The organism is Pseudomonas sp. EA_65y_Pfl1_P113 (genome assembly GCF_963970525.1).
Classification (GTDB): domain Bacteria; phylum Pseudomonadota; class Gammaproteobacteria; order Pseudomonadales; family Pseudomonadaceae; genus Aquipseudomonas; species Aquipseudomonas tritici.
Map to the genome: position 1 here is coordinate 22,594 of NZ_CAXAQM010000040.1, position 23,000 is coordinate 45,593.

The 23,000-nt window shown below is 53.7% G+C and carries 16 protein-coding genes and 1 pseudogene; 10 read left to right on the forward strand and 7 right to left on the reverse strand.

Annotated features, from left to right (window positions below):
- Positions 1–7 precede the first annotated feature (7 nt).
- From dpdF to dpdD, 7 genes are read left to right on the forward strand one after another with little or no spacing between them, the layout of a single operon-like run.
- Positions 8–2,578, forward strand: coding sequence for a protein DpdF (gene dpdF / locus AACY52_RS24740; RefSeq protein ID WP_339560886.1), 2,571 nt, complete (start codon positions 8–10; stop codon positions 2,576–2,578).
- Positions 2,575–3,471 (forward strand): protein DpdG, encoded by an 897-nt coding sequence (gene dpdG, locus AACY52_RS24745; protein ID WP_339560887.1) that lies wholly within the window; start codon positions 2,575–2,577, stop codon positions 3,469–3,471. Before dpdF ends, dpdG begins: the two co-directional genes overlap by 4 nt.
- Positions 3,468–6,563: a protein DpdH gene (dpdH, locus tag AACY52_RS24750; RefSeq protein ID WP_339560888.1), complete on the forward strand. Its 3,096-nt coding sequence runs from the start codon at positions 3,468–3,470 to the stop codon at positions 6,561–6,563. The genes dpdG and dpdH overlap by 4 nt, the downstream gene beginning before the upstream one ends.
- Complete coding sequence (locus tag AACY52_RS24755) at positions 6,563–7,300, forward strand: hypothetical protein (RefSeq protein ID WP_339560889.1); 738 nt, start codon at positions 6,563–6,565, stop codon at positions 7,298–7,300. Before dpdH ends, AACY52_RS24755 begins: the two co-directional genes overlap by 1 nt.
- Positions 7,291–12,051 (forward strand): protein DpdJ, encoded by a 4,761-nt coding sequence (dpdJ, locus tag AACY52_RS24760; RefSeq protein WP_339560890.1) that lies wholly within the window; start codon positions 7,291–7,293, stop codon positions 12,049–12,051. The genes AACY52_RS24755 and dpdJ overlap by 10 nt, the downstream gene beginning before the upstream one ends.
- On the forward strand, positions 12,048–12,578 hold the full coding sequence (gene dpdK, locus AACY52_RS24765) for a phospholipase D-like domain-containing protein DpdK (protein WP_339560891.1): 531 nt from the start codon (positions 12,048–12,050) through the stop codon (positions 12,576–12,578). The genes dpdJ and dpdK overlap by 4 nt, the downstream gene beginning before the upstream one ends.
- Complete coding sequence (gene dpdD, locus AACY52_RS24770) at positions 12,562–14,805, forward strand: protein DpdD (RefSeq protein ID WP_339560892.1); 2,244 nt, start codon at positions 12,562–12,564, stop codon at positions 14,803–14,805. Before dpdK ends, dpdD begins: the two co-directional genes overlap by 17 nt.
- 4 nt (positions 14,806–14,809) lie before the next feature.
- Here the strand turns inward: dpdD and AACY52_RS24775 are convergent, their stop codons facing one another.
- The 7 genes from AACY52_RS24775 to AACY52_RS24805 are packed head-to-tail and all read right to left on the reverse strand — an operon-like array spanning position 14,810 to position 21,011.
- On the reverse strand, positions 14,810–15,250 hold the full coding sequence (locus AACY52_RS24775; protein WP_339560893.1) for a 6-carboxytetrahydropterin synthase: 441 nt from the start codon (positions 15,248–15,250) through the stop codon (positions 14,810–14,812).
- Positions 15,250–15,882 (reverse strand): 7-carboxy-7-deazaguanine synthase, encoded by a 633-nt coding sequence (queE, locus tag AACY52_RS24780; RefSeq protein ID WP_339560894.1) that lies wholly within the window; start codon positions 15,880–15,882, stop codon positions 15,250–15,252. Before queE ends, AACY52_RS24775 begins: the two co-directional genes overlap by 1 nt.
- Complete coding sequence (gene queC / locus AACY52_RS24785) at positions 15,879–16,583, reverse strand: 7-cyano-7-deazaguanine synthase QueC (RefSeq protein ID WP_339560895.1); 705 nt, start codon at positions 16,581–16,583, stop codon at positions 15,879–15,881. Before queC ends, queE begins: the two co-directional genes overlap by 4 nt.
- 27 nt (positions 16,584–16,610) lie before the next feature.
- On the reverse strand, positions 16,611–17,666 hold the full coding sequence (gene dbpB, locus AACY52_RS24790; RefSeq protein ID WP_339560896.1) for a DGQHR domain-containing protein DpdB: 1,056 nt from the start codon (positions 17,664–17,666) through the stop codon (positions 16,611–16,613).
- Positions 17,663–18,961, reverse strand: a complete 1,299-nt coding sequence (gene dpdA / locus AACY52_RS24795; protein ID WP_122595282.1) for a tRNA-guanine transglycosylase DpdA — start codon at positions 18,959–18,961, stop codon at positions 17,663–17,665. The genes dbpB (AACY52_RS24790) and dpdA overlap by 4 nt, the downstream gene beginning before the upstream one ends.
- Entirely contained in the window at positions 18,958–20,079 is a 1,122-nt protein-coding gene (gene dbpB, locus AACY52_RS24800; protein WP_339560897.1) for a DGQHR domain-containing protein DpdB, read from the reverse strand. The genes dpdA and dbpB (AACY52_RS24800) overlap by 4 nt, the downstream gene beginning before the upstream one ends.
- Complete coding sequence (locus AACY52_RS24805; RefSeq protein WP_339560898.1) at positions 20,076–21,011, reverse strand: hypothetical protein; 936 nt, start codon at positions 21,009–21,011, stop codon at positions 20,076–20,078. The genes dbpB (AACY52_RS24800) and AACY52_RS24805 overlap by 4 nt, the downstream gene beginning before the upstream one ends.
- A 182-nt stretch (positions 21,012–21,193) precedes the next feature.
- Here AACY52_RS24805 and dbpB (AACY52_RS24810) point away from each other — a divergent pair, with 182 nt between their 5' ends.
- From dbpB (AACY52_RS24810) to AACY52_RS24820, 3 genes and pseudogenes are all read left to right on the forward strand, one after another.
- Positions 21,194–22,249, forward strand: a complete 1,056-nt coding sequence (gene dbpB / locus AACY52_RS24810) for a DGQHR domain-containing protein DpdB (RefSeq protein ID WP_339560899.1) — start codon at positions 21,194–21,196, stop codon at positions 22,247–22,249.
- 31 nt (positions 22,250–22,280) lie between these two features.
- The gene (locus AACY52_RS24815; protein ID WP_339560900.1) at positions 22,281–22,718 is read left to right on the forward strand and encodes a hypothetical protein; all 438 of its coding nucleotides are present in this window, start codon (positions 22,281–22,283) and stop codon (positions 22,716–22,718) included.
- A gap of 51 nt (positions 22,719–22,769) precedes the next feature.
- A pseudogene (locus tag AACY52_RS24820) lies at positions 22,770–22,871 on the forward strand (6-carboxytetrahydropterin synthase); the annotation flags it as partial.
- Positions 22,872–23,000: the final 129 nt, after the last annotated feature.

Sequence of the window (23,000 nt, forward strand, 5' to 3'; positions counted from 1 at the left end):
CTTCACTATGTTTTCTGAGTTCGACCTGCGCGAAACCCTGGCCCATTGGCCAGACAGTCATGTCTATCTAGAAGGTGAGACCGCCGCTGACAGCCTTTTGGGCCGTGCTCAGCAATGCCTGCGGGAACTGTTGGGTCAGCGTGGAACAGCCACCTTTATTGATCTGATCGCGCTGTTACGACATTGGCTGCTAGCCCAAGCCAAGGGTGGGGCTCGGGCTTGGCTGCAAGTTCCCCTTGCTCCACCTTGGCCAGCCAGTGAAGTTTGGCACGAGCAGGGCTTTGAAGTGGCGGTGATTGGGGGGGCTGCTCAGGTACGTCCGATCTACCCCCGGTTAGAGTGGCTGGGTGAGCAGCAAGATATATTTGACGACGCGTTCAATGGTGTCGAGGCGCGCCTTCACACCTGGGTAACGGCGGATCCACCGCTACGCACTCTGTTGGGTAAAAAAGCGTACACCGGTCCAGGTCAGCGTGAGGCAATTCGAGCGCAGATGCACCTGCCCGCAGACATGACGCTAATTGCCAATTTGCCGACTGGTAGTGGCAAGTCGTTGTTGGCCCAGATTCCCCCGCTGTCAGGCGGTCAAGGCACTTTGACCTTGGTGATTGTGCCCACTGTAGCGTTGGCAATCGATCAAGGCCGTCGAATGGCAGAACTCCTTAAAGCTCGCGATTCCCATTGGACGGAGCGCCATCTGTCTTTTCACAGTGGCCTGTCGGTAGAAGAGAGGGCTTCCATCTTCCTCGCCCTGCGCAGTGGCGAGCAGCGGGTCCTTTTCACCTCCCCAGAAGCTGCCACCGGTTCGCTGCGCAGCATCTTGCTCGACTGTGCATCTGAAGGTCGTATCTCACACATTGTGATCGATGAAGCGCACTTGGTGGTAACTTGGGGTAGCGGATTTCGTCCGGCCTTCCAGTTGCTGCCTGCCTTCATAGCCAGCCTTCGTCATGCGCGCAATCCTGAATCGCCGCAGGCCATGCGTATCGCACTAGCCTCAGCCACCCTTACTCCGCATACCGTCACGAGCTTGCAAGCTCTATTTGCTGGGACTAACGGTCATTGCGTTGTTTCTGGGATTTACCTGCGGCCGGAGCCGCGCTACGCGATGAAGGCGATGGTCTCTCCGGCGGAACAGGTGAATCGCGTTCTGGAAGCGGTGATGAAGTCGCCACGGCCCTTCATCCTTTATGTGACCAGGCCTGATGAGGCTGAGGAATGGACTCGTTTATTGATTGAGAATGGACTGGGTCGGATAGCCGCCTTCACCGGCGACACGCCCCCACAGCAGCGTCAAACTCTGATCTCGGCCTGGGACGCCAACACGCTCGATGGCATGGTAGCGACTTCAGCATTTGGCCTTGGAGTAGACAAGAGCGACGTACGGACGGTAATTCACGCCACACTGCCTGAGTCGCTCGATCGTTTTTATCAGGAAGTTGGGCGAAGCGGACGAGACGGCAAAGCCTCTGCAAGTCTGTTGCTTTACACAGAGCAGGATTTTGAACAGGCCAAGGAGATGTCTGGTCCGACGCTGATTGGTAATGAGTTGGGCTATGACCGATGGGAATCTTTGCTCGACGATCCGGCTCGCCCGGTTACGCGGGACGGTGAGATTTGGGTTGATCTCAATCGGCTGAGGGCCAAATTGAGCGTAAAGGGGAGGATGAACCGCATATGGAATCTGCGAACGCTCAACCTAATGGCCACCGCTGGTCTCATCGAAATCACTGCGTTGAGTTCTTTGCCACCCGGTAGCGGTAACTGTAGTGAGGATACGGAGTACAGCGATTCCCAAGTAGCCTATGCGGGCTTGCGAATCCGCCATCCGAATCACCGTGATCGTGCAGTCTTTGAAGAGCAAATGAATGCAGCCCGAACTGGGCTGCTTCTGGCTACGGATAAGGCATTTGATCTGATGGCGCGGACTGCCACGTCTCAAGTCGAGATATCGCATGCACTAGTCCAACTCTATGGTTTGGCACTACCCAACCAATGGGGGCCGGTGACGGCATATTGCGGAGGCTGTAAGCAGCACTGGGCTGGTAATCGCATGCCCCTGCGTCGATTGCGTCCGTTCGTAGCGAGAATCGCCCAGTTTTCACTCCGCATCGAGCAATGGCCAACACTCCAAAGCTTCCCGCAGGACCAGCCTAGCTTGGTGTTTGTTGCGATTCACGATTTGATACGCAATTGCGCTGATAGCCGCTCGTGCTTCGCGTTGATGCTGCAAAAGGTACGCCCCCACTCCTTGCTAGTGCCACAGTCGATTAGCAACGTCCTGGTCGAAGGGCTGATTGAGCAAATGGCAATAACGCGCAGCGACACGTTTGTCGATCGCTTCGACCCTCTCGATTCCATCGCCTTGCATGGGGCTACTGACGAAGTCCGATTCATTCTGTGGGCTGAGTCGAAGATCACGACTCAGGCTGCTACAGCATTGCGTACCTCTCCTAGTGCGATGACTGTCGTCTTTATCGACAGCCAGTTGCCGGACCCGTACCGGCCAGAACGATCTTGGGTTTCCATAATTGCCCATGCAGATGAGGAAATGGTCTTGCGGAAGTTGATTGCATGAGCCTTTTGAACATTACCAATGACGGATTGCCCAACATCCTCGTCGCACTGCATGCGACAGTGTTGCGTGCAGCCAAACCGATTCCCGAAACCGAGTTGCTAGAAGCTGTAGCTCCAAGCGCGCTCGTTGACGACGAAGGGAAACAGGCACGTAACACCTTGAACCGCTGGGTGGAACTTGGATTGTTTGTTCGGGAGGAGGGGCTTGTTTTCGTCAAAGACCGCCTGCCCTCTCGGAACCTCTCCATGCTGGAAGTCTTACCATTCACGCGGCGGATGGCTTGCCGCCAAGCTTTGGCGGAGGAGAACAACCCGGATATTTGGGCTAGCCAAGGTGCTCGGGCTGCCGATTTAACGCGGTCGCTGGCATGGATGCTTGCACAGGATATCTATCGTGCATCCTTCGACCAGTTTGAAATGCAGGAGTCACAGCAAATCCTCGATCCAGAGCGGCTGTTGATGCGCAACTCTGGACGACGGTCTGGCCTTCAATTCTGGGCGCCGTTTCTTGGGTTTAGCCGCCATCCCTTTGCTGCCATTGACCCTACTGTGGCAGTACGTGACGCCTTGAATGAGGTTCTCATACCTGGTTCAGGCATGCCCGCGGAAAAGTTCGTAGAGCGCCTAAGTGCAGTCTTGCCGGTGCTGGATGGAGGTCGCTGGCAGCGAGAAGTCCTAGAGTATGTTGACCTTGCTGCTTTGCCATTGCGCCAGTCTGGGCAGATATCCACGGCATTGTCTCGGGCGCTGCTAAACCTTTGGAATAGCGGTGAACTACTTCCTCAGCAAAAGGCCGATCTCGGCAGTTCCATCACGCTCACTGGTGCTAACGGAGCGCGCAGTGACCTGACCTTCCAATGGATCACACGGCCGGCGCAAGGAGGCGAGGCATGAGTATGCTGCAACAATATTGGCCGATATCTGACCATGCCGCCGAGTGTCTACGCACGGAGGCTGAAACAGTCGATGAGGCCCTGCTCTTAGCCGTCCATGAGCCAACTACGTTGTTGCGACGGTCGGCTCAGAGTGGGCTTGAGGTATCGGCAGATGAGATCGCCCTGCTGGATGAACTGATGCGCCCCGTTACGGATGGTAGCGCTGTAGTTGTCGCCATTACGGGCGCCTCCGGTGTTGGCAAGTCCCATATGGTGCGCTGGTTGCGCGCCCAGTTGGAGCGACATCCCCGTCGCAACGAATTGGTGGTCGTTTCGATTCCCAAAACCGCTAGCCTGCGCCGCGTTGTCGAGTTAATCCTCGAGCCTCTCGCCAACGAACAGTACGAAGCTCTAAAGCGTGAACTACAGCGTGCTTCCGAGGCGTTGACACCGTCCACTGCGGCGGAACTTCTGGCGGCAGCCATGGGCGAGGGATTGAAGGAATACCGTGAGCGTACCGTTGAACTGGTTCAGAGTTCACCATCGGAAAACGGTGATCTCAAACCTTTTGTTGCTGTAGCTGAGCACGCTCGCAGTCTGATACTGTCGCCTGAGGCGCGTGACCTCTGGCTGAGCAAGGTGCTGCTTCGTATTGTTGGCGCAAGCTTTGGCGGCACTTCGAACCCAGTAGATCGGCAGTTTCGCGATGTGGACCTGGAGCCACCAGAAGACGCACCAGGGCAAGACCTGCCACATCGAGTGCAGTCGGCGCTAGCGTTTCTAGGCAATGCTAACGGCCGATATCGAAGCACTGCCGCGGAAATCTTGCAGGAAGTACTAGATACTGCTTTGCGCACCGTTTTCCGGGTCACTGAGGCTTTGCAACAAAAGTCCATCCAGGACGTGGTTGATGACATTCGCCGACAACTTCTCACGGATGGAAAGGAGCTCGTACTCCTGATTGAGGACTTAGCAGCCTTGTCTGGAATCCAGCAGCCGTTGCTAGATATCATGATTGCCGAGAGCGATGAACACGGACGTCGGGTACGTGCGCCGATACGTACTGCTGTTGCCGTGACTGATGGCTTTCTGGCTGGTCGGCAAACCGTCTTGACTCGCGCGAAGGAGCAGTGGGTAGTCCCTAGTGAGGGGCTATCCGAAGACCTGATTGTCGGCAAACTTGTGGAGTTAACTGGGCGCTACCTCAATGCCGCGCGCTGGGGGGTTAGGTACCTTAAGCGGGAGTTCTCTAAGGCTTCACTAGCCGGTACTGATCTGTATGCATGGGTGCCTACGTTCGATGAGCAACTGGATACTGATGCTGCGGAACGGTTGGATGCGTTCGGTCGTAGCGGCAGGGGCTATTCGCTGTTTCCGTTCAATGTGAACGCTATTCGCGGCCTTGCCGAGGTTGCAATGAAACTGGGTGGAGTTTGGAACTATAACCCAAGGGCCTTCATTAATGAGGTTCTGCGTAAGACCCTCGCTGAACGGCTCTCCTTCGTGGAAGGGCAATTCCCGCCGGCCGGATTCAAGTCTCCGAGACTGGTTGCTGAAGTGCGTACCGAACTGCAGCGCAAGGGATATTCACAAGTTCAGTCGCAAAGGCTTGAAGTAGTACTGCATTATTGGGGCGGCAGACCTACCAGTTTGACGGCACGTGCGCCTATCTCTAAGGTTGTTTTCGAGACATTCTCATTGCCCTGGCCGTTTGGCACTGCCGGCGCTCCCGAACGTCAGCCCACGGTGTCGACCACGCCAAGTAACTTAACTGTGGGGACTCAGCAATTTGCTACCCCCGCTGCCTCCTCGCCACCGACTCCCAAAATTGAGTCGACTCTGCCTGTTCCTGATATCTCAGCGTACGCGGATGCGCTTGAAGCATGGACGCCTAACAATCGGTTGCCAAATACATACGCTAGAGAAACGCGCAATCTGATCGCCTCTGCGCTGGACATTCGCTTGGATCTCGGTAATTTCTGCTTGAAAGGCCAGAAAATCGAGGCGAGTTGGTTTTGGTTGCCACCCACAACTACGGTTGGCAATCCCAACAATGGCTTGATCATTCAGGTTGTCGGCCAGGATCAGCCGATCCCGGCTAGTGTCCAGACTGGACTCAAGGCGTTGGCCCGCTGGGAAAAGAACGCAAAGTCTTGGTGTTACGAGGGCGCAGAAGCCGATTATGCGGCGGCTAACGTCCTATTGGAGCAACTGGAAAGCCAAGTGCTACGCTTGCTCAGCACTGAAGCAGAGTGCGACACCGGCATGCTAGCGCGCGCCCTGCACACCCAAAGCCTCCTTCTCGGGTTGAGTTCGCGTGGCCAACCGGATGCTCCTAACTTCAAAGAGTTATTCGCTGCCAGTCCGGATGAGTCGATTTACCGAGACTCGCGTGTAGACTCATCGGTGGCCAGATGTTTGGAAGTCCGAAGTAAGGCAACTGCCGCGCGATCCGAATTGCAGGATCGGTTAAAGCAACTAATCGGATGCTTTCAAGGAGATCGAGGCGGCACGGTTATGGCGATTGATAGCGACCGCCTGCGGCAGGCTTGGAGGGCTGAACTGCCACAGCGGTGGGTCCTAGGGTTGAAAGGCCGCGATCGTCTGAGCGAAGACGCGTCCGATGTGCTTGAGCGTATTTCTACTGCTGGCCTGCCTGCGCTGGCGAGCACTCTGCAGAGCACGATGCAGTCGCTTTTGCCTTTGACAAGCGCTGCTTTTGAAGCTGACCACGCGCGGATAGCTTGGCGCGAAGAGATGCGTCAGTTGGTGAAAGAGGCCTTGGATCTCGCGGCATGGCCATCTGGCATCAAAGAGTCTGAAGTTCACGGCATTATTGGTCGATTATCACTGGACGGGATTGAATCGGTTATCCAGCGGATACATAAGATGAGCATACCGTCGACCGACGAAGCGGCACCTATACGTCTAGCTGCATTGTGTGCTGTGCCCCTGCCTCGTCTAAGCCAATTGGCGTGCGATGTGTCGGAATTGAACCGCTTCTTCAACAGCCTTAATAGCTCAATCCAAAGCCAGACCCGTTCGGTTGAGTCTGAACATGCACTCGCCCAACGTCATGAACTGATTAAGCGCCTAGAGTGGGAGAGCTGATGTCGACTCTGATTCGAACCTGCGGCCAACTGCGTGTAGGGCTGCAGAGCGCCAAAATCGCCAACCAGACCCGCCAGGAGATTTCAGCGCTTCAGCAGCGCCTACGCGAGTGGGGGCGGCACGCGGACACTAGGCAAGCGCTGATGGAAAAGGTCCGCATTGTCGATCCCTACTTACTCGTGCGCGAAGATATCGCCCAAGCTGACTGCAACGTGAGGGGTTTGGCGCAGCAAGCGCAAAAGCTACTCCTTGCAGGTGGCAATGTGCAGGATTTGGCCAGGGATAACCTGTGGGTCCGACTGACGGCAGCGGCAGCATCGGCCAATGAGGACGCCCGCAGCGCTGCCCGCGACCAATGGCGCCAATTTATTGAGAGTCTGGGGTATGTCGAAACACCTTCAGTCTTAGACGGGCGGATGCTCAAGACACCCGCCAACGAGAGCCTTCTGGAGACTTACAGGCAGCATTACGCCAAGTACTCAGCGATTGTCCACGCTGACTTGCCAGCCAGTGCATCGACTTCGGACGAGATGATCAGCGCAATGAGCATACTGCAGGGCCTACGAGAGCAACTCAAAGGTACAGCACCAGAGGCCATTCGGTTATTTCTCAAGGCCATAGAGAGTGGAGGGGCTTCATTGGATTTGATTACTCCTGAGGTGATGGAATGGCTCCGGGAAAATGATGACCCCAACCGATTCGTAGTGAAGTCGAAGGCCAATGTGTCATGGCGCTAGCTCCAGATTTGCTGTTGGCCGAACTCGCACTCGATGAGCTTGAGGCGCAGGAAGCGCGCTGTCTGATCTGGGGGTTGATTGACAATGCCCTCAGTCGCGATGAAGTCACTGAGGCGCTTCAACGGGCGCTCAACGCGCCGAAGGCAATTTCTGCCAAGAATGATCCGAATTGCAGCATTCAAACACCCAAGGATCTGCGAGACCTGTTGGTTGATCGCAATATGTTGTTTCAAGTGCCATTTGCGGGTGATCAGGAGGTGCGCTGGCGTACGCGGATGGCCGAAGGGGTGCGGTTGATCGCCCAACTTCGTCAACTATTTCCCAAGCATGGTACGGATAAGTGGGCCGAAGCCGCCACACTGGTAGCGGACTATCGCTTCCTTAGACGCCCCCGCCGTTACCCCCTTAGAAATGTGGATGGCGCCAGCGTTTATGCAAGGTTGGATGACGTGGTGAAATCGCCGCTATTGCTGGAGGCCCTCAAGACCTGGCTAGATCATATGGATCAGGGTGGTGGTCTCTCGCAATTCCAGGTGAAATCGGTTGAACGTATTTTGACTGGCTTGGAGGAGGGGATCTGTCAGGGTACGTTGGTATCCGCTGGGACTGGTAGCGGAAAGACCCTCGCATTCTATCTACCCGCGTTGTCATGGCTGGCCTCCCAACGAGTGCCGCCAGTGACTGTCGGTGGGGTAAGGGTGTTAGCTCTCTATCCTCGTAATGAATTGCTGAAGGACCAACTCGCCGAAGTCTATGATCAATGTCGCAAGTTCGATAGCTGGATCGGACGTCGTGGAGGGCGACCTCTGCGCGTAGGTGTTCTTTTTGGGGACACACCTACGAAGGTCGCCAAGGCCAAATGGCTCAAGCACTCCCAGGGCAAACGCGTACCGTTCTTTAATTGTCCTAACGACAGTCAGCACGGGGAAATGGTGCTGCGCCAAAGTGATGTGGAAAAGGGCCTGGAGCGCATCGTCTGCCCGCAGTGCAGCGCCGTCGTAGATGGGCGTACTCTGGCATTCACCCGCGACACAATACAATCTGACCCACCGGACATTCTTTTCACATCGGTGGAAATGCTTAATCGGCATTTACCTAGCAGCGACTTGCGCCATGTCTTTGGTGTGGGTCCTAAGGCCGAACGAGCCCCTGACCTCATCTTGCTGGACGAAGTTCACTTGTATGCCGGCAGTTATGGGGCTCAGGTGGCCTACCTGTTACGTCGTTGGTGGGCCGCCAGCGGGCGGCGCTCTAGTTTTGTCGGGTTGTCCGCTACCATCGCGGAGGGTCAAACCTTTTTCTCCCACTTAACAGGACTGAGTCCAACGGTTGTTGAGGAGATCAAACCGCTAGAGGAAGAGATTGAGGAGGAAGGGAGCGAGTACATGCTCGCTCTGCGCGGTGATCCAGTGTCTCAGACGGCTCTGTTGTCCACGACTATACAGACGCTGATGCTGAGTGCTCGTTTGCTCGATCCGCCAGGGGTTTTTGATAAAAAAGCAATGCCGTTTTTCGGTTGGCGGGCATTTGCGTTTACTGATCAGTTGGACGCAACGAACAGACTCTTCAAGGACTTGCTCGATGCTGAGGGACGTTATCATCCTAGTGGCAACTCGAACCTGATTAAACATCCTCGTGGTGGGCTGGCGCTGCTGCGTGATGGATCCACTCCCATCATGGGTACCCCGCGTTACTTCGCGGGGCAAGACTGGAGTGTTCCACAGGCCATTGGCCACGATCTCACCCATCGCCTCGGAGTCGGGCGTACGACTGCATTAGATAGTGGGGTTAGTACTCATACAGAAGTTGTAGTTGCTACGTCTGCTCTAGAAGTAGGCTTCGATGACCCGGGAGTAGGCGTTGTAGTTCAGCACAAGGCGCCGAGAGACATCGCATCGTTCTTGCAACGCAAAGGGCGAGCGGGTCGAACGCGTCACATGCGACCATGGACTGTCGTTGTGCTCACGGATTACGGTCGCGACCGTCTGGCCTATCAAGCCTACGATCAGTTGTTCGATCCGGATCTTCCAGCGCGCCAACTGCCTTTAGCCAATCGCTACGTCCAACGAATGCAAGCGGTCTACGCGTTGCTCGACGAGTTAGGAGACTTAACTTGCCGTGACCAACCACCTCTATCGGTTTGGCGCGACTTGGCTTACCCAAATGTTGAGAGCACACCGCATGGGTGGGACCCGGATGCGTTTGTTTTAGTAAAGCGCCTAGCGGAAAGTGTGACATTCCCGCTCTCTGCGCATGAGTGGAAAGCGCTCAGGAATCAAGCGTTCAGCCTCGCTCCCCATGGGGAGTCAGCTGTAAAGTTTGCAGGTGTCAATTGGTTGGCCAAGCGGTTGCAACACCAACGTGTTGTCAAGCTGCTGGGTGATCTTCAGGAGAGTCCAGCGAAAGTCGATCGTCTTGTTCGCAGCCTAGCTAACCGATTGGCGCTGACGATCGACGATATGAATTTGCTCATGTGGAGTCATCCACGTCCGCTAATGCTTGGAGCGATTCCTACAACTGTTCGTCGGCTAGCATCGAACTGGCGTGCAAATGGCGAACAAGGGAAAGACTACCAAGCGGGCCATCCATTACCGGACTTCATTCCCGCTAGCCTCTTTGCCGATCTAAGTCTGCCGGAAATGCGCACCGAGTGGCTTGCGCGCAATGGCAGCGTTGAAGAGCAGTATCTGCCTGTTCAACACGGTTTAGCTGAGTTTGCGCCCGGTAGGGTCTCGCGTCGTTATGATGATGCTCTTTGGTTGGGCGTTGATGGGCCGGCGCTGGCTCGATTCTTCGCTTGCGGTAGCACCGAAGTGTCTGAGGACGTAGAGGTATCTACATGGTACGACCTCGAGCCTCAAAGAAATTTTTTCGTCCAGGACGACTCCGCCCGAGTGACTTTCAAAGCGTTTCGTCCAGCGGCAGCCCGCCTGTCTTCAGTGGCTCGGGGGGGCAATGGAGCCCCCGAGCTAAGTGACACATCCAACGCTCAGTTGCAGTGGAAATCCTTCCTACAGGCACCCTACCAGGGCGTGCCACTGACCAGTCCGACGCACATTGGGATCAGCCAGCTGATCAAGAGAGTGGTTGTTCACACCCACGCTGAACAATCCAATGCTTTTGTACGCCGCTATGCCGTAAGTTCGCGCGCAGAGTTGCGATTGCGATCTGGAAGTAAGAGCGAGCGCGTTACTGTCGACTGGCAGTTCATGCATTCAGGCCATCCCTGCGGTGTGGGCTTCGAAATTGGTGTCGATGCGTTGGTACTAGAGTTGGATTTGCCGCACGATCTCAGCGGCGCCATCGATTGGGGTGATCCGCGACGTTTGCGTGCAACTCGTGCAGCTCGCTACAACTGGGAGGCTCGCCAGAGCCCCGAATTCTGCATTGCAGTACCGAATCCATTCTTGCGCGGGTGGGTCGCACAGATTTTCCAAATTGCTGCCCTTCAAGTAGCAATGGCGGAGGAAGTTTCGCTGCGCGACTCGTTGGACTACGTTGCTGACGGCGCCAGGATGGACACGCTACTCAACGTCCTGCAGGCGGTGTTTCAGGTCCCGGATATCGAAAGTAGTGAGGAGGGGGCGGACAAGCTTCGTCAAAAGCTAGATGAGTCTCTGAAGACAGAAGCGGTGCGTAAAGCAGTGCGTTACGCATCTCGCGTACTAGTCGAACCTATTGATGAGGGGTGGAACGACTGGCTCGCCCTGTCGATCCGCGCCACGCTCGGTGCCGCTTGCCTGGAAGCAATACAGCAAGCGTGCCCCCAGATTGATCCCGACGGGTTGATTGTGGACATCGACGTGCGTAGTGATGATGGTGACCCCCAGCCAGGGTTCGAAATTTGGATCTCCGAGGTCAATCCTGGTGGCAATGGTCTGATTGAGAGCGTCGCGGAATTGTTAGCGACTCGCCCCGATAGCCTTTACCGTCATATCGAGGCGGCCTTAAGCCCGCGTGACTTTGAATGGACAAACACTCAATTGCGCCAGGTAATCCAATGGCTTGGTGGATCAAAGCCGAACTCCACTATTACTGAGGCGGTAATGCAAGTTCGACAAGCGATGAGTTCTGCCGATGCTGCCAAGCATTTGGCCGCTCTGCGGTTCAGGCTAGTAACTGAGGGACAATCGATATTCCACGGCTACAGCGTGGCTCTGAGCATGCGATTGTTGCGGCCGAATACCCCAGACGAGTTGGATTGTCTATTGGCTCTGATCCACGAGCGCTGGGATGCGTTGGAAGCGTTACATAATGTCGAGATAGACGTTAGGGTCGTCTGCGCATTGTTCAGTGCGGATGATTATCTCGATCGGGCATTTGCAAGCGCTGGGCAGGTCCTTCCTTTCGGCAATCGCATGGCATGGCGCTTCGGGGTGCTAATGGGGATATTGTGGCCTCAAGGGCATGCGCTGCGCGCTGTTGCAATGCCATGGTCCAATCGCTTCTCGCCGTTCGCTATAGACACCGAACGGCTCCTGGTGGAGCAGTGGCTGACACCTCGTTCTCAACCGATCGATCCGACTGATCTGGACTGGCAGGAGCAATTGCGAAAATGCTTACTCGCCACTTCGCGTGCGGTTATTTCGGTACCGGCCGCCGATGCCCGAGCACTATTGCCCAAGGTGATCGCAGCCTTGGCGATAGAGCCAATTCAATTTGATTATCTAAACGTCTTCGCTCAACTCTGTGAGGTCAAGCGCCTCGGTGATCGCATCGAGTGGACATTTTCGATACCGGACGCTCTATGACAAACGTACGCCACATTTTCAAGTCGGCCACGACTTCCCCTCAAGCCGCTCGTGATGTTATAGCCATGGTTTTGGCCGAGGAGATACTGCTTCCCAGCAGGACACTCTACTTAGCCGCTCCATGGGTTTCCAACATTGTTATTTTCGACAATTCAACGGGCAGTTTTGAGGGGCTTAATCCGGAGTGGAGTCGTCGCGGCATTCGCTTGATTGAGGTATTGGTGACTATCGCATCTAACAACACACAGTTAGATATTCGCGTACGACCTGAACCTCACAATAAGCCTTTCGGTAAGCGCTTGCGCGCGGCGCTGAAAGATGCTGGTCTGGAAGATTCGTTGCAATGGTCCGAGATTCCTGATTTTCACACGAAGGGATTGCTCACCGACCGAGTCTGGATTGGTGGATCGATGAACCTCACTGAGCGCGGTATCGGCCTGAACGCTGAATCACTCGTTGTTGATTTCAACCCGCAGACAGTATCTAGCATCCGCCTGGAGTTTGCGAACCATGGCATTAGCCTCTAGCCAAATGGTAAACACCGCAGTGGTAGTCTCTCAGGCCATACTCAGTCAGTTCTTTTCAGGTCTTAACATTTATGTGAGCCCTCTAGCCTCGTCTAAAGTTCTTAATGGCCAGGTGGTACCTGAGGCATTAGTTCCAGCTGTCGCCCGCTTTGCGAAAGGCTTCAAGGATCGACCGCTCCTCTTGCCATTTTCTGAGGTTACCGATGAGCGAACCTGTTGGCTGGCCTGTTCGCACGATGAGCTAAGTTCGCGTGAACTGCACGATGAAATGCGCGCTTTCATTGGGCCGAGCTTTGGTGACTTTGAGATTGACGGTGTGGCGCTCTCTATCGCACAAGCGAGCGCGAAAGCTATATTGGCGCAGGCCGGTCTGAATGCGATTGCCTTTTTTGCTATCACGCCGAAGTTTGAGCCGCGCGTAATCAAAAGTTGGCAACGCTACTGGCAACTCTTAGACCAACGCCCGCCCAGGCCCAGGCAGGAACTGCGTACGTTTCACCAGTTGCGAGCGTTGTTTGACCGCGCCTTAGTGGCTAGCAATGAAAGCGCAGCGATGGCAGCGATGGCGGCGCTACGAGACCAGCATGGTCTCAGTGCTGAAAACCGGACTTTCCTAGAAATACGTTTACATTCAGCCTTTGGCCGATGGGATCGAATTCTGAATCATCCTCAATGGGATGACCTTATCAAGGTACGCTTGCCTCCGGAGACTTACGGTGACATCTGGGACGCGCTCTACGAGACGTTCTTAGCCCAAGTCGAAGCACAGGGCACCGCCATTCAGTTGGTGAACGCTTTCGCAGAGCGGATTCGGACCATGGCCGCTCCTCTGCTCAAAAGCCGCGGGCGCAGCCGCCGCCCAGCGGCCCTTAAGGGCTTTTTGCTTCATGAGTTGTCTCTGGAGCAGCCTTCCGCCGAACTCTGCGTGACCCTGCTAAATGACCTTGGACCAAATGCTTTTGGACCCGCTTCTGACGCCATCATGGCTATGGCGCAGACCCTGCAGAGCAAGTCCGGAATTGTGCAGGCACTCCATGAAATGGAGTTGGAGCGCTATGAGCAGGCTCTCGCTTTGCTTCTGCCACTGGCCGATTCGGTCGAAGTGTTCCAAGCCCAATTGCGTTGTGCCAAGGAAGTTGGCGATCCTGGCCATGCTCGTGAGGTGCTCAATCGGCTGTCCTTGAGTGCTCCCGACACTGCCGCCAAGGTCCGCACTGCTCGGGCTCGGTTGCTCTCTGATGTAGAGAAGTTGGCTGCTGAGGAAGTGTGTGAGTCACTTCAAGAACAACTGCAGACTACGCATACGCCGATGGCCGTTGACGACGTCATAGTCTATTGGCGGGAACTGGTTCAGTCGCCCGAGGCTAGTGCTCTGTTGGCCCAGTCCAGTTTCATCCAGTCGTTGTTGTCAAGCGTAGAGGACTCTGCTCTCGACTCGTCGCCCTTGTTCGAATCCCTATTTCCTATTTGGTTTGACTGGCTCATCGTACAAACTCCACCCTCGAGCGTGCTTAGTCAACTCTATCTGGGGTTCATTGAAGCACTGAATGTGCGAGACCGCCTTGGAGATAGTGAGCGAGAGATGATCAGGCTGGCACTCCGACATAGTCTGATCGCCGGATTGACGTCGTCTGAATACACAGGACTTATTGAAAGGCTTGCTACTGTATTGTCTAGTCCGCTGTCGCCACGCGAAGCCGCATGGGCATTGGACGTGACAGATTTGTTGGTTATGCACCCTTGTCGTGACGAGGAGGCGCGCCTGCGGTGGACGACTAGGATAGTTCAAGCTGTGACCCATTGCTGGACTAGACTGTCTCTTGCAGAGCGCGGCCTGCTAAAACTGCTTGCACAAGAGTTTGGTCTTGAGTTCCCCAACCGACTCGACGATGAAGTGGATGGAGCAGAAAAAGCTCGAACAGATGTCAGGGTCCGTATCTTCCTTTACAGCTTGGACACCCAAGCCATTCGACGTGCAGCGTTGATACTTGAAGAGGCTCTCCCATTGGCCAAAATTGAGATCAACTCTGATGAGGTATGTAGCACGCGACTGAAGAATGGAACTCGTAATGCAGACTGGGTAGTGTTTGTTTCGGGGCTCGCTACCCATCAGGCCTTCTTTTGCATCAAGGCTGCATTGCGGCCCGATGCAGCGTTACTTCAAGTTGAAGGGAGCGGTACGACGCGCATCGTAGATTGCGTGATCAATAAGAGTCAGATTTCGTGAGAAGTCACCTTGTCCAACGCAACACACAACGGTCACCACTGAGGCGACGCTCGACCATCACGGCGCAAAGGCTAGTTACTGAATCTTCGAGTTGCTTACGGATAAACGCACATAGATTTTCGATTGTGGCCGGCCCCAGATCCTCCACCTCGTCAAGCAATCGGTGATCGAGCATCTCGCGAACGCGGGCAATCTCGCCCCGTAGGTAGCCCAGGTCAATTAGCATGCCGGAGTTGGCATCTGGTTGACCTGCGACGGTGACCTCCGCTTCATAGGTATGTCCATGGATGCGCCGGCTACTCTCGGTCTCAATGCCACGATTCAACGTATGGGCAGCCTCGAAGTAGAACCGCTGCGACAATTCGCAGATTGTATTGCTATTCGAGTTGACCATGGCTTCAGCGACGGACGAGGGGTAGGGAGGGGCAATTGCAGGCGTGGACATTAGCGGATCTCCAATATCTTGTGTGTTTGTACGGACAGTCGCCACGTGGTGTTGGCTTGACAATAAGCAATGGCAGACCGAGTGTTTTGGCGCTGCATTGGGCCATCCATTGGTTGCAATAGGTAGTACTTGAAGTCGTTGGCGGTAATGGTGTCGGGCAGTAGTCCCTGCTGTGGGTAAACGAGTTTCAATTCGTCACCGCTTCGCTGTATCCACTCTGTACCAGCTTTGGGGCTGACACAGATCCAGTCGATCGCTGCAGGCGCTACGATGGTGCCATTAGTCTCAACGGCCACCTCGAAATCTTGGTTATGAAGTGCGTTGATCAGCGCGTCATCGACCTGCAACAAGGGCTCGCCACCTGTGAGCACGACGTAACGGTGCGCTTGGCCGGCCGGCCACTGCGAGGCAATTCGCTCGGCCAAGGTCTGCGCGGTCAGGTACTTGCCACCCAACGTTCCGTTCGTACCCACAAAGTCGGTGTCGCAGAACTGGCAAACAGCTTGGGAGCGGTCGGCTTCCCGGCCGCTCCAGAGATTGCACCCTGCAAAGCGACAGAACACTGCTGGTCGGCCCGCTCGAAGCCCTTCTCCTTGCAGGGTGTAGAAGATTTCTTTGATGCTGTAGGTCATGCGTCGTTATCTCGCAGGTATGCTTCGAAGCCGGTTCGGCGCAACTCGCAAGCGGGGCAGTCGTTGCACCCATATCCCCAGTCATGTCGATGCTGACGATCGCCCAGGTAACAAGTGTGGGTTTCTTCCTGAACGAGCTCGACAAAGCCTGCCCCGCCGAGTTCTTTGGCCAACTCCCAGGTTTGTTTTTTATCCAGCCACATTAAGGGTGTCTCGATAACCAACGGCATATCCATGCCAAGGCCGAGGGAGACCTGCAGCGACTTCAGCGTGTTGTCTCGACAATCTGGATAGCCTGAGTAGTCCGTTTCACACATTCCGCCCACGAGCACACTAAGCCCTCTTCGATAGGAGATGGCGGCAGCAAAGGTGAAGAACAGCAGATTACGTCCGGGAACGAAGGTGTTGGGAAGTCCGTTCTTTTCAAACTCTATAGTTTTCTCACCTGTCATCGCTGTATCGCTGATCTGGCCGAGTAATTTGAGGTCAAGCACGTGATCTTCACCGAGTCGCTTAGCCCAGTTCGGAAATCTGTTCCGTATCTCCTGCAAGATATTTATCCGGCACTCAAGTTCTATTTCGTGCCTCTGGCCATAATCAAAGCCAATGGTCTCGACGTGCTCGTAACGTTCCAGCGCCCAAGCAAGGCAGGTGGTAGAATCTTGTCCGCCTGAAAAAAGAACTAAGGCTTTGCTGTGCATACTGCTCTCCTCTGGACTGGGTCTGATTTAGCGCCGTTTCAGCTCTTGCTTGAGTTTGTCGGTCAGATATTTGGTGAGCAATCCGATATCAGTGGGCGTGTTTTGGATGCCGTTCCAAGGGCGTTGGTCGGTTGCAGAAATGTGCCATTCGCCACTTGTCCACGCCGTATGAGGTTTCAAAAGTTTTAGACCTTTGATAAATCCTTCCTTGCTGGTTGTGCCTTGATCGGAATAAAGCAACTCCATAACGAAACTCAAAGAAACCAGGCCTGCTCCGTGCTTCAAGCGAGAATTCCTAGGCGCTAGTCCCTCCCATTCCGATTTGAAAACTACACGCACTGCATGGAAGAAGTTATTGATAAGTTCGATGCTGCGCCCCTCAAAATCATCAAACTTCATGAAGCTACGAATCGCGCCATCATTCGCAGAGTTCATCACGAACTTCTGCATCGCCATGTCGCTTAGTACTCCTCTAGGATTCGTATGTTGTTTGATCTCGCCAAATAGAGAGGAGTTAGGCAAAAAATTCAACAAATCAATAATACGAGCAGCGAACTTACGACTGGTGAACCGTTCTGGCAGTCCGTCAACAGTCGGTAAAAGTTCATAGATCAGCGATTTTGGCAGCGGCCTCGTATTGTTGATGAGCACAAACTGCTGCCGCAGTTCGTTGTAGTCTTTACAAATCAATGCAGATACAAATACTTGGAATCCAGGTTTTTCCATCGTCGCAAGGGCACTGAGTCGCTGTTGTCCATCGACCACTAAGCCTGGTTTGGATTCGGTAGCATCAATAACGATTTCTACAATACCCTCGCCGAGGTCTTTAATCGTGACCCCATCCAGAAAGGCCAAGATGATTGCATTAGGGAGCAATGCATCGTCGCGCTGAAGATAGTCACGAATATCTCTGATGTGCGACGCGACTTGATGGCGCTGAAAACCTTTGAGGTGGCCTTCTTCATCGCGGCCGACTCTCTCAATTTCAGAAAATTCTAAAATTTCATTTGGGGTGGCCGCAAACGAAAATACATCATGCTCGGAGGCCTGTTGGGCGCGCACACCCTTAAATCGATAGATCATTGTTTCGAAAGTTCCAGAGTTTTCTGAAGGTGGCGGTGGTACACGCCTAAATTATGAAATCCGCGTCTTTTGTTTCGATTGCTGGCTCGAAAGATAATAGTTTCGATACCGACTGACTGACAAATCGAACATTGGCATTTTTGCCACGGTTTATCTCTCAGTGTGGGTGAGATTAGTCGGACATGCTTGGCGATTTCTTTTTCCATTTCTATTGGTGATAATATTGTGCCGGATAGAGTCAGTCGGAGATAGTCTACTAGTACGGCTAAGGTAGAATCAAAGTCGAGAAGATTTTTATCGTAGTCGCGGATCGCTAGCAGCGCCGCTTTTTCTTTGATTTGTAACTCTTCTGCGCTCAGAGTGCCTTTTTTAATTCCTTGCATCAGGCGTGGATTTTCAATTGCCTGAGGAATACGGATGGCAGTGTAATAATCCAGTTTGGTTGTATTGTTGCCCATGTAGTAATTACACTTTGCATCTTTAAATGCGCGTATAAGGGGGGAGGTTGAGTCAAAGCTGGTAATGCCATATCCAGTGAATTCATGGATATTCTCAGCTTTAGCAAAACCCAGCAGATGAATATTTGTCTCGGGCTTAAGGACCGCTCGAAGCTCCTTTAGAACCTCATGGATTTGATCGACTTTCAAAGGTACTAGACCTCCGATCGCCAAGTAGCGATAACCCATGTCTTCGAGTTGTTTTGCAGCGTTCGCCATGCTTTGAGGAGACCAACCCTGTACCGCTCCAAGAGGTTCGAAAGGCCATTCCGCCTCCTTCACTAAACGTAGAAATTCTTGTGCATTTTTGAGCGTAATTTCGTACCGAAACAACACATCCTCCGACTGGCTCAGCGCTGGCGGATTGCTGGAGTCACAGTTGAATATGATGTGGTCTGGCGAGCAGCCATGGGTGAATCCCGCATCCGAGTAGAACTCTACTACTTCGCTTGGGCTATACGCAGGGGTAGGGTGTTCTACATAGGCAAAGGCCCCGCAGTCCCCTAGGACCATCGTATCTTTGAACTGAATGCCATCGAGTCGTAGAAATTTGCGCGCGCCTTCTCTGAGGAAGCGCTGCTGCTCGGAAGTCGAGTACCGAACCTTTGAATTAGCGACACCATTTGCAGGTCGCACTGCGCTCATCGAGACCAATAGCCCATCATAAGGGACGGGGGTCATCATTTCGTGCGCATACTGGTCATCCCAGTATCTCTTTCGGCCTGGCGCATTTCGATCGTTGATGAAATCGTAGTCCGGGTCTACGTAGTCTTGGGTGTCGGCGTATAAAAATTTCATTGGTGAGCGCTGGTCATGTAGAGGCGGATCAAGGTTTCTTGCAGTGCCTTGATATCTTGAGGGGTGCTTTGGATTTCATTCCACTGGACATTAATCATCGGCCACTGACCTGTTGTCCATGCGCAGTAAGGAGCTACTTTGGCCAGTTCTTGTAGCACTGCTTCGTAGGTTTCGCGCTGACCACCGATTTTGGCGTAGATCCGATCCATAAGTACTCCCATGGCGATGATCCCCGCTGAGTGCATGAGTCGACTGCTCTTGGATTCAAGTGCCCACGCCTCTGGAAACGTATCACGCACTGCTCGCCAGAAGGTCGTCAGTAGGTTGTACATGGACTCAACGTTCGCCGCACCGTCGGTGCTGGAGGTGTATGGAGCCAACGCCCCCAACGGATTACTGATGCTATGACGGATCATTGTTATTACAGCTGTGTCAGTGATCACTGCTTTGCTATTTTGCTCGGACGACCGCTTTATGAGTTTGTGGAAAGGGGAGTTGGGATCGCGGCTAAGAAGGCCGCACAACTCAGCTGGTGCCTTGCGAGCACTCAGTTCGCGGGGCAAAAGGATGCTGCCTGTCTCCGGCAGTAGTTCGTTGATCAGTCGAGTGGGCAAGGGTTTGGCCTTGTTGACCAAAATGAACTGCTCGCGCTGAGTGGTCAGGCTGTCGGACACAAAGCCGATCACTGGTACAGGAAGATCCGAGTTAGCCGCTTTCGCCAACGCCAATGAGCGCTGTTGCCCGTCTACGATCCAGGCAGATCTCATTCCTTCCTCCCTGATAGGGATCGTCAGCGTACCTGCTTGCGAAAGCCCCGCGTCGCCTGTCGGCTTGCTTCCGCGTGCTGCAACAAAACGCAGGTCAGGAGACAGCGCTAAGATAATTGCATTGGGAAAAAGTACATTTCCCTGATTGAGGTACTCGGTGATCCCTTTGACATGACTCTTAATCTCGGGGCGTTGAAAGCCCTTGAGGGGGCTGCTGTCTTCACGCGACAGGCGGCTGATGTCAGCAATTCGGACCAGGTCAGATCCCCTGATGAATAATGCATACACATCAAGGTTGTCGCCTTGCGTGGTGCGTAGTGCACGCACCACAATCGCATCTTCGCTCGTCATGCTTTGCTCTCTATGCTGTCTTGACCTTTGATGTCCTGCCAGATCCTCCGAAAGCGCGATTGCTCGCACGACACCAGGGCATCGTCCCTTAAGTAGCGCAACAATCGGGTGGAACTGCCTTGGTAGTCAGCCCACACACACTCAAGCATGTAGGCAATTTCACTGTCCGATGCGCGCCGCCGGATGGTCGTTTTTGCTAGGGATAAAAGATCCATCGCCGCGCTGACGCTCTTTCGAGCGATCTCAACAGGAGCACTCGACAGTTCAAGAATCTCAATGAAATGACGCAAGGCTCTTTGAGGGAAATCGTTGCGAGTGCCTGGTAGTGTTGAGGTTTCAAGGCGTTCGTCATAGGGCATCGCGATGCGTCGTAAATGGCTGGGAAGCATCTCGATGCCTGGACGCGAAGTGAATATTCTGAGCTTGTCGATCTGCGTGTCCCTGACCTTTCCAAGGTCTTCGCCTATCAACTGGACATAGTTTGAAGAGAGGGCAATGAGCACCAAGTCGATGTCGGGTTGGCTGACGAGGTCCACTAGGGCGCTTCCCTTTGATCGGGTGACATTCACGGCTTCCCACCAATCTGATGCGTGCACCCCCAATTTTTCGAGACGTGGGATGATAGAATTCGGATCCTGAGCCACCGTCAGGTTGTACGGTGGACATCTCTGATCGCCTTCAATCAACCCTAAGCCGGTCGACGCAAACATTAGCTTTGCGTCCAACTTCGTTGCTACGCGCCTCGCGTCAGAAACGCTTCTACCCACGTAAAGTGAAGATGCCACCAGAGTGGTGGGACGTTCGTCTATTTGCCCCTTCCACGCCTTTGCCATGGCAGCAATCGATGAATAACACTCGTCGTTCAGCACCACCGGCGGCAGGCCGTCGAGACGTTTTCGATTGGTGCAGTTGGTGATGATGACGGTTCTCATGGGAAAACTGTAGGCCTGTTTTGACGGGTGTTGCATTTATCTGAGGCTGACAATTTACCATTTAATAACTGTATGGGCCAATGCGCTTAGGCTAGTTTTTATGCGGAAGGGTTGGTATAAGAGCCTCAATACTGCTGCTACCCCCTCTTTCTGGGGGGCCGTTCGATGAAGGAAGAGACTCATTGGTTAAGTTCAGCGCAATCAAGGCGTTACAGAGCCCAACCCACCAAGTGGTATCGTTTGCGGCTACCGTTGAGCAGATTTTGGCGATCGCTAGCATCGACCGGGTCAAGCGTGATGATCGTGGCGCCCTTCATGGCTTTCAGCGGCCACAGGTATCCAAGCACATACGAGAGATTCGCGACTACCTCTCCCGTCCCGATGCGGTAATGCCCAATGCTGTGGTGTTAGCGTTTACCAGTGGAGTCCGGGTGGTGGAAGGAAATGGAGCCTATGCGGAAATTGAGGTGGATATTTCATCCGGCCCTCCTGGGTTCGTTGTGGATGGTCAGCAGCGCCTATCTGCGTTAGCTGGGCTCGAGGGGAGTTCGTTCCAGCTACTGGTGTCTGCTCTTGTGTGTGAAAATCAGGAGGAACTTCGCCGACAATTCATTCTCGTCAACAACACCAGTCCATTACCGAAGTCGCTGGTATATGAACTGCTCCCGTCTGTCAGCGGCCTTCCATTCAGAATGACTTCCCGCGCCCGCGCAGCCCGCATCGTGGAAATGCTGAATTATGACGATCGATCTTCTTTGCAAGGTCAGATTAAGCAGCATACCAATCCCTTAGGAGTCATCGGCGATACGTCGCTCCAAAAACTGGTAATGAATTCCCTATCAGACGGTTACTGTCGGGAGGTGATTGAGTTGCCGGGAGGCGAGGATCGATGTTTCTTGGCCATTAGTGAGTTTTTCCAGGCGGTCCAGGAAGTGTTTGGAAATGCTTGGCATGGTCATACACCTAAAAGTTCTCGTCTAGTACATAGCGCGGGGATTATTTCCATGGGGTTCGTCATGGAACAGTTGTGTGCTACAGGAGCGCCGCTGGCCCCAGTATTCAAGTTAGGCCTTAGAAAGCTACAAGGATTTACAGCTTGGACGCTCGGTTCGGGAGAGTGGTCCTTTAAAACAGGCAGCCGGCCATGGAATGGCGTTCAGAATTTACATGGGGATATTCATCTTTTAACTGATCATTTGACCAGGGTGGTTCGAAGTTCGGAACTCGTACCTAGCTAACTGGGCTAATTACTAATATTTAGGAGGCAATATGCCTGTTTTGGTTTCATCGGATCTGTCTCCGGCCCTGGCCAGCGACACCAGTGTAAAAGAGTTCTCAGAAGTCATTCTTCATCTATCCATGGCTTTTCAGGAGGCATTGAGGAGGCTTGCAGGGCAGGACGAAGCTTTCCCTTCTGAAGGGTATGGCATGCTGACTGAAGCCTACGGTTTGCGGACGCGTGCGAATATTCTCTACCTGACGCCATCTACCCATGTAGTGCAGGCATTAAATTTTTCCCAAACTGCTATGTTGGGGAAATTCGAAGAAATATTAAATTGCCTGAGTGATGTCGCCGATTTGCACACTGTTAACTCCATTTTGGTTTCCGTAATCACCATTGCATCAGCGCTGGGTGAGGGGCGAGCCAAAGTTGTAGAGTTTTTGTTTGAAACTTTATGCATCGATCTCGAGTCTTGGAAGGTTTAGTCTAGCTGTTTTGTTTTTCTGTCGCGTGAGATACGGGGGGAATCAGTGTAGATTTTTAAAGAGTTCTTTATTGAGGCCGCTCATCGACTTTCCAACGTTTCAGAAGGGAACAAATGTGGGCGTCTGCATGGTCATTCCTTTCATATTGCAATCTAGATCGTAAGCGATCCACCATGTACACATTCAAAACTGCCCGTTGAAGCCTGATGCTGTGCTCCCGATTCCCATCAGGAGCCCGCAGTTATGATGCGCCCCGACGCCAAAGTTGAAAAAGTCTACCTC

Coding starts and splice junctions, on each gene's coding strand:
- dpdF (WP_339560886.1), top strand. CDS start 8: ATGTTTTCTGAGTTCGACCTGCGCGAAACCCTGGCCCATTGGCCAGAC.
- dpdG (WP_339560887.1), top strand. CDS start 2,575: ATGAGCCTTTTGAACATTACCAATGACGGATTGCCCAACATCCTCGTC.
- dpdH (WP_339560888.1), top strand. CDS start 3,468: ATGAGTATGCTGCAACAATATTGGCCGATATCTGACCATGCCGCCGAG.
- AACY52_RS24755 (WP_339560889.1), top strand. CDS start 6,563: ATGTCGACTCTGATTCGAACCTGCGGCCAACTGCGTGTAGGGCTGCAG.
- dpdJ (WP_339560890.1), top strand. CDS start 7,291: ATGGCGCTAGCTCCAGATTTGCTGTTGGCCGAACTCGCACTCGATGAG.
- dpdK (WP_339560891.1), top strand. CDS start 12,048: ATGACAAACGTACGCCACATTTTCAAGTCGGCCACGACTTCCCCTCAA.
- dpdD (WP_339560892.1), top strand. CDS start 12,562: ATGGCATTAGCCTCTAGCCAAATGGTAAACACCGCAGTGGTAGTCTCT.
- AACY52_RS24775 (WP_339560893.1), bottom strand. CDS start 15,250: ATGTCCACGCCTGCAATTGCCCCTCCCTACCCCTCGTCCGTCGCTGAA.
- queE (WP_339560894.1), bottom strand. CDS start 15,882: ATGACCTACAGCATCAAAGAAATCTTCTACACCCTGCAAGGAGAAGGG.
- queC (WP_339560895.1), bottom strand. CDS start 16,583: ATGCACAGCAAAGCCTTAGTTCTTTTTTCAGGCGGACAAGATTCTACC.
- dbpB (WP_339560896.1), bottom strand. CDS start 17,666: ATGATCTATCGATTTAAGGGTGTGCGCGCCCAACAGGCCTCCGAGCAT.
- dpdA (WP_122595282.1), bottom strand. CDS start 18,961: ATGAAATTTTTATACGCCGACACCCAAGACTACGTAGACCCGGACTAC.
- dbpB (WP_339560897.1), bottom strand. CDS start 20,079: ATGACGAGCGAAGATGCGATTGTGGTGCGTGCACTACGCACCACGCAA.
- AACY52_RS24805 (WP_339560898.1), bottom strand. CDS start 21,011: ATGAGAACCGTCATCATCACCAACTGCACCAATCGAAAACGTCTCGAC.
- AACY52_RS24815 (WP_339560900.1), top strand. CDS start 22,281: ATGCCTGTTTTGGTTTCATCGGATCTGTCTCCGGCCCTGGCCAGCGAC.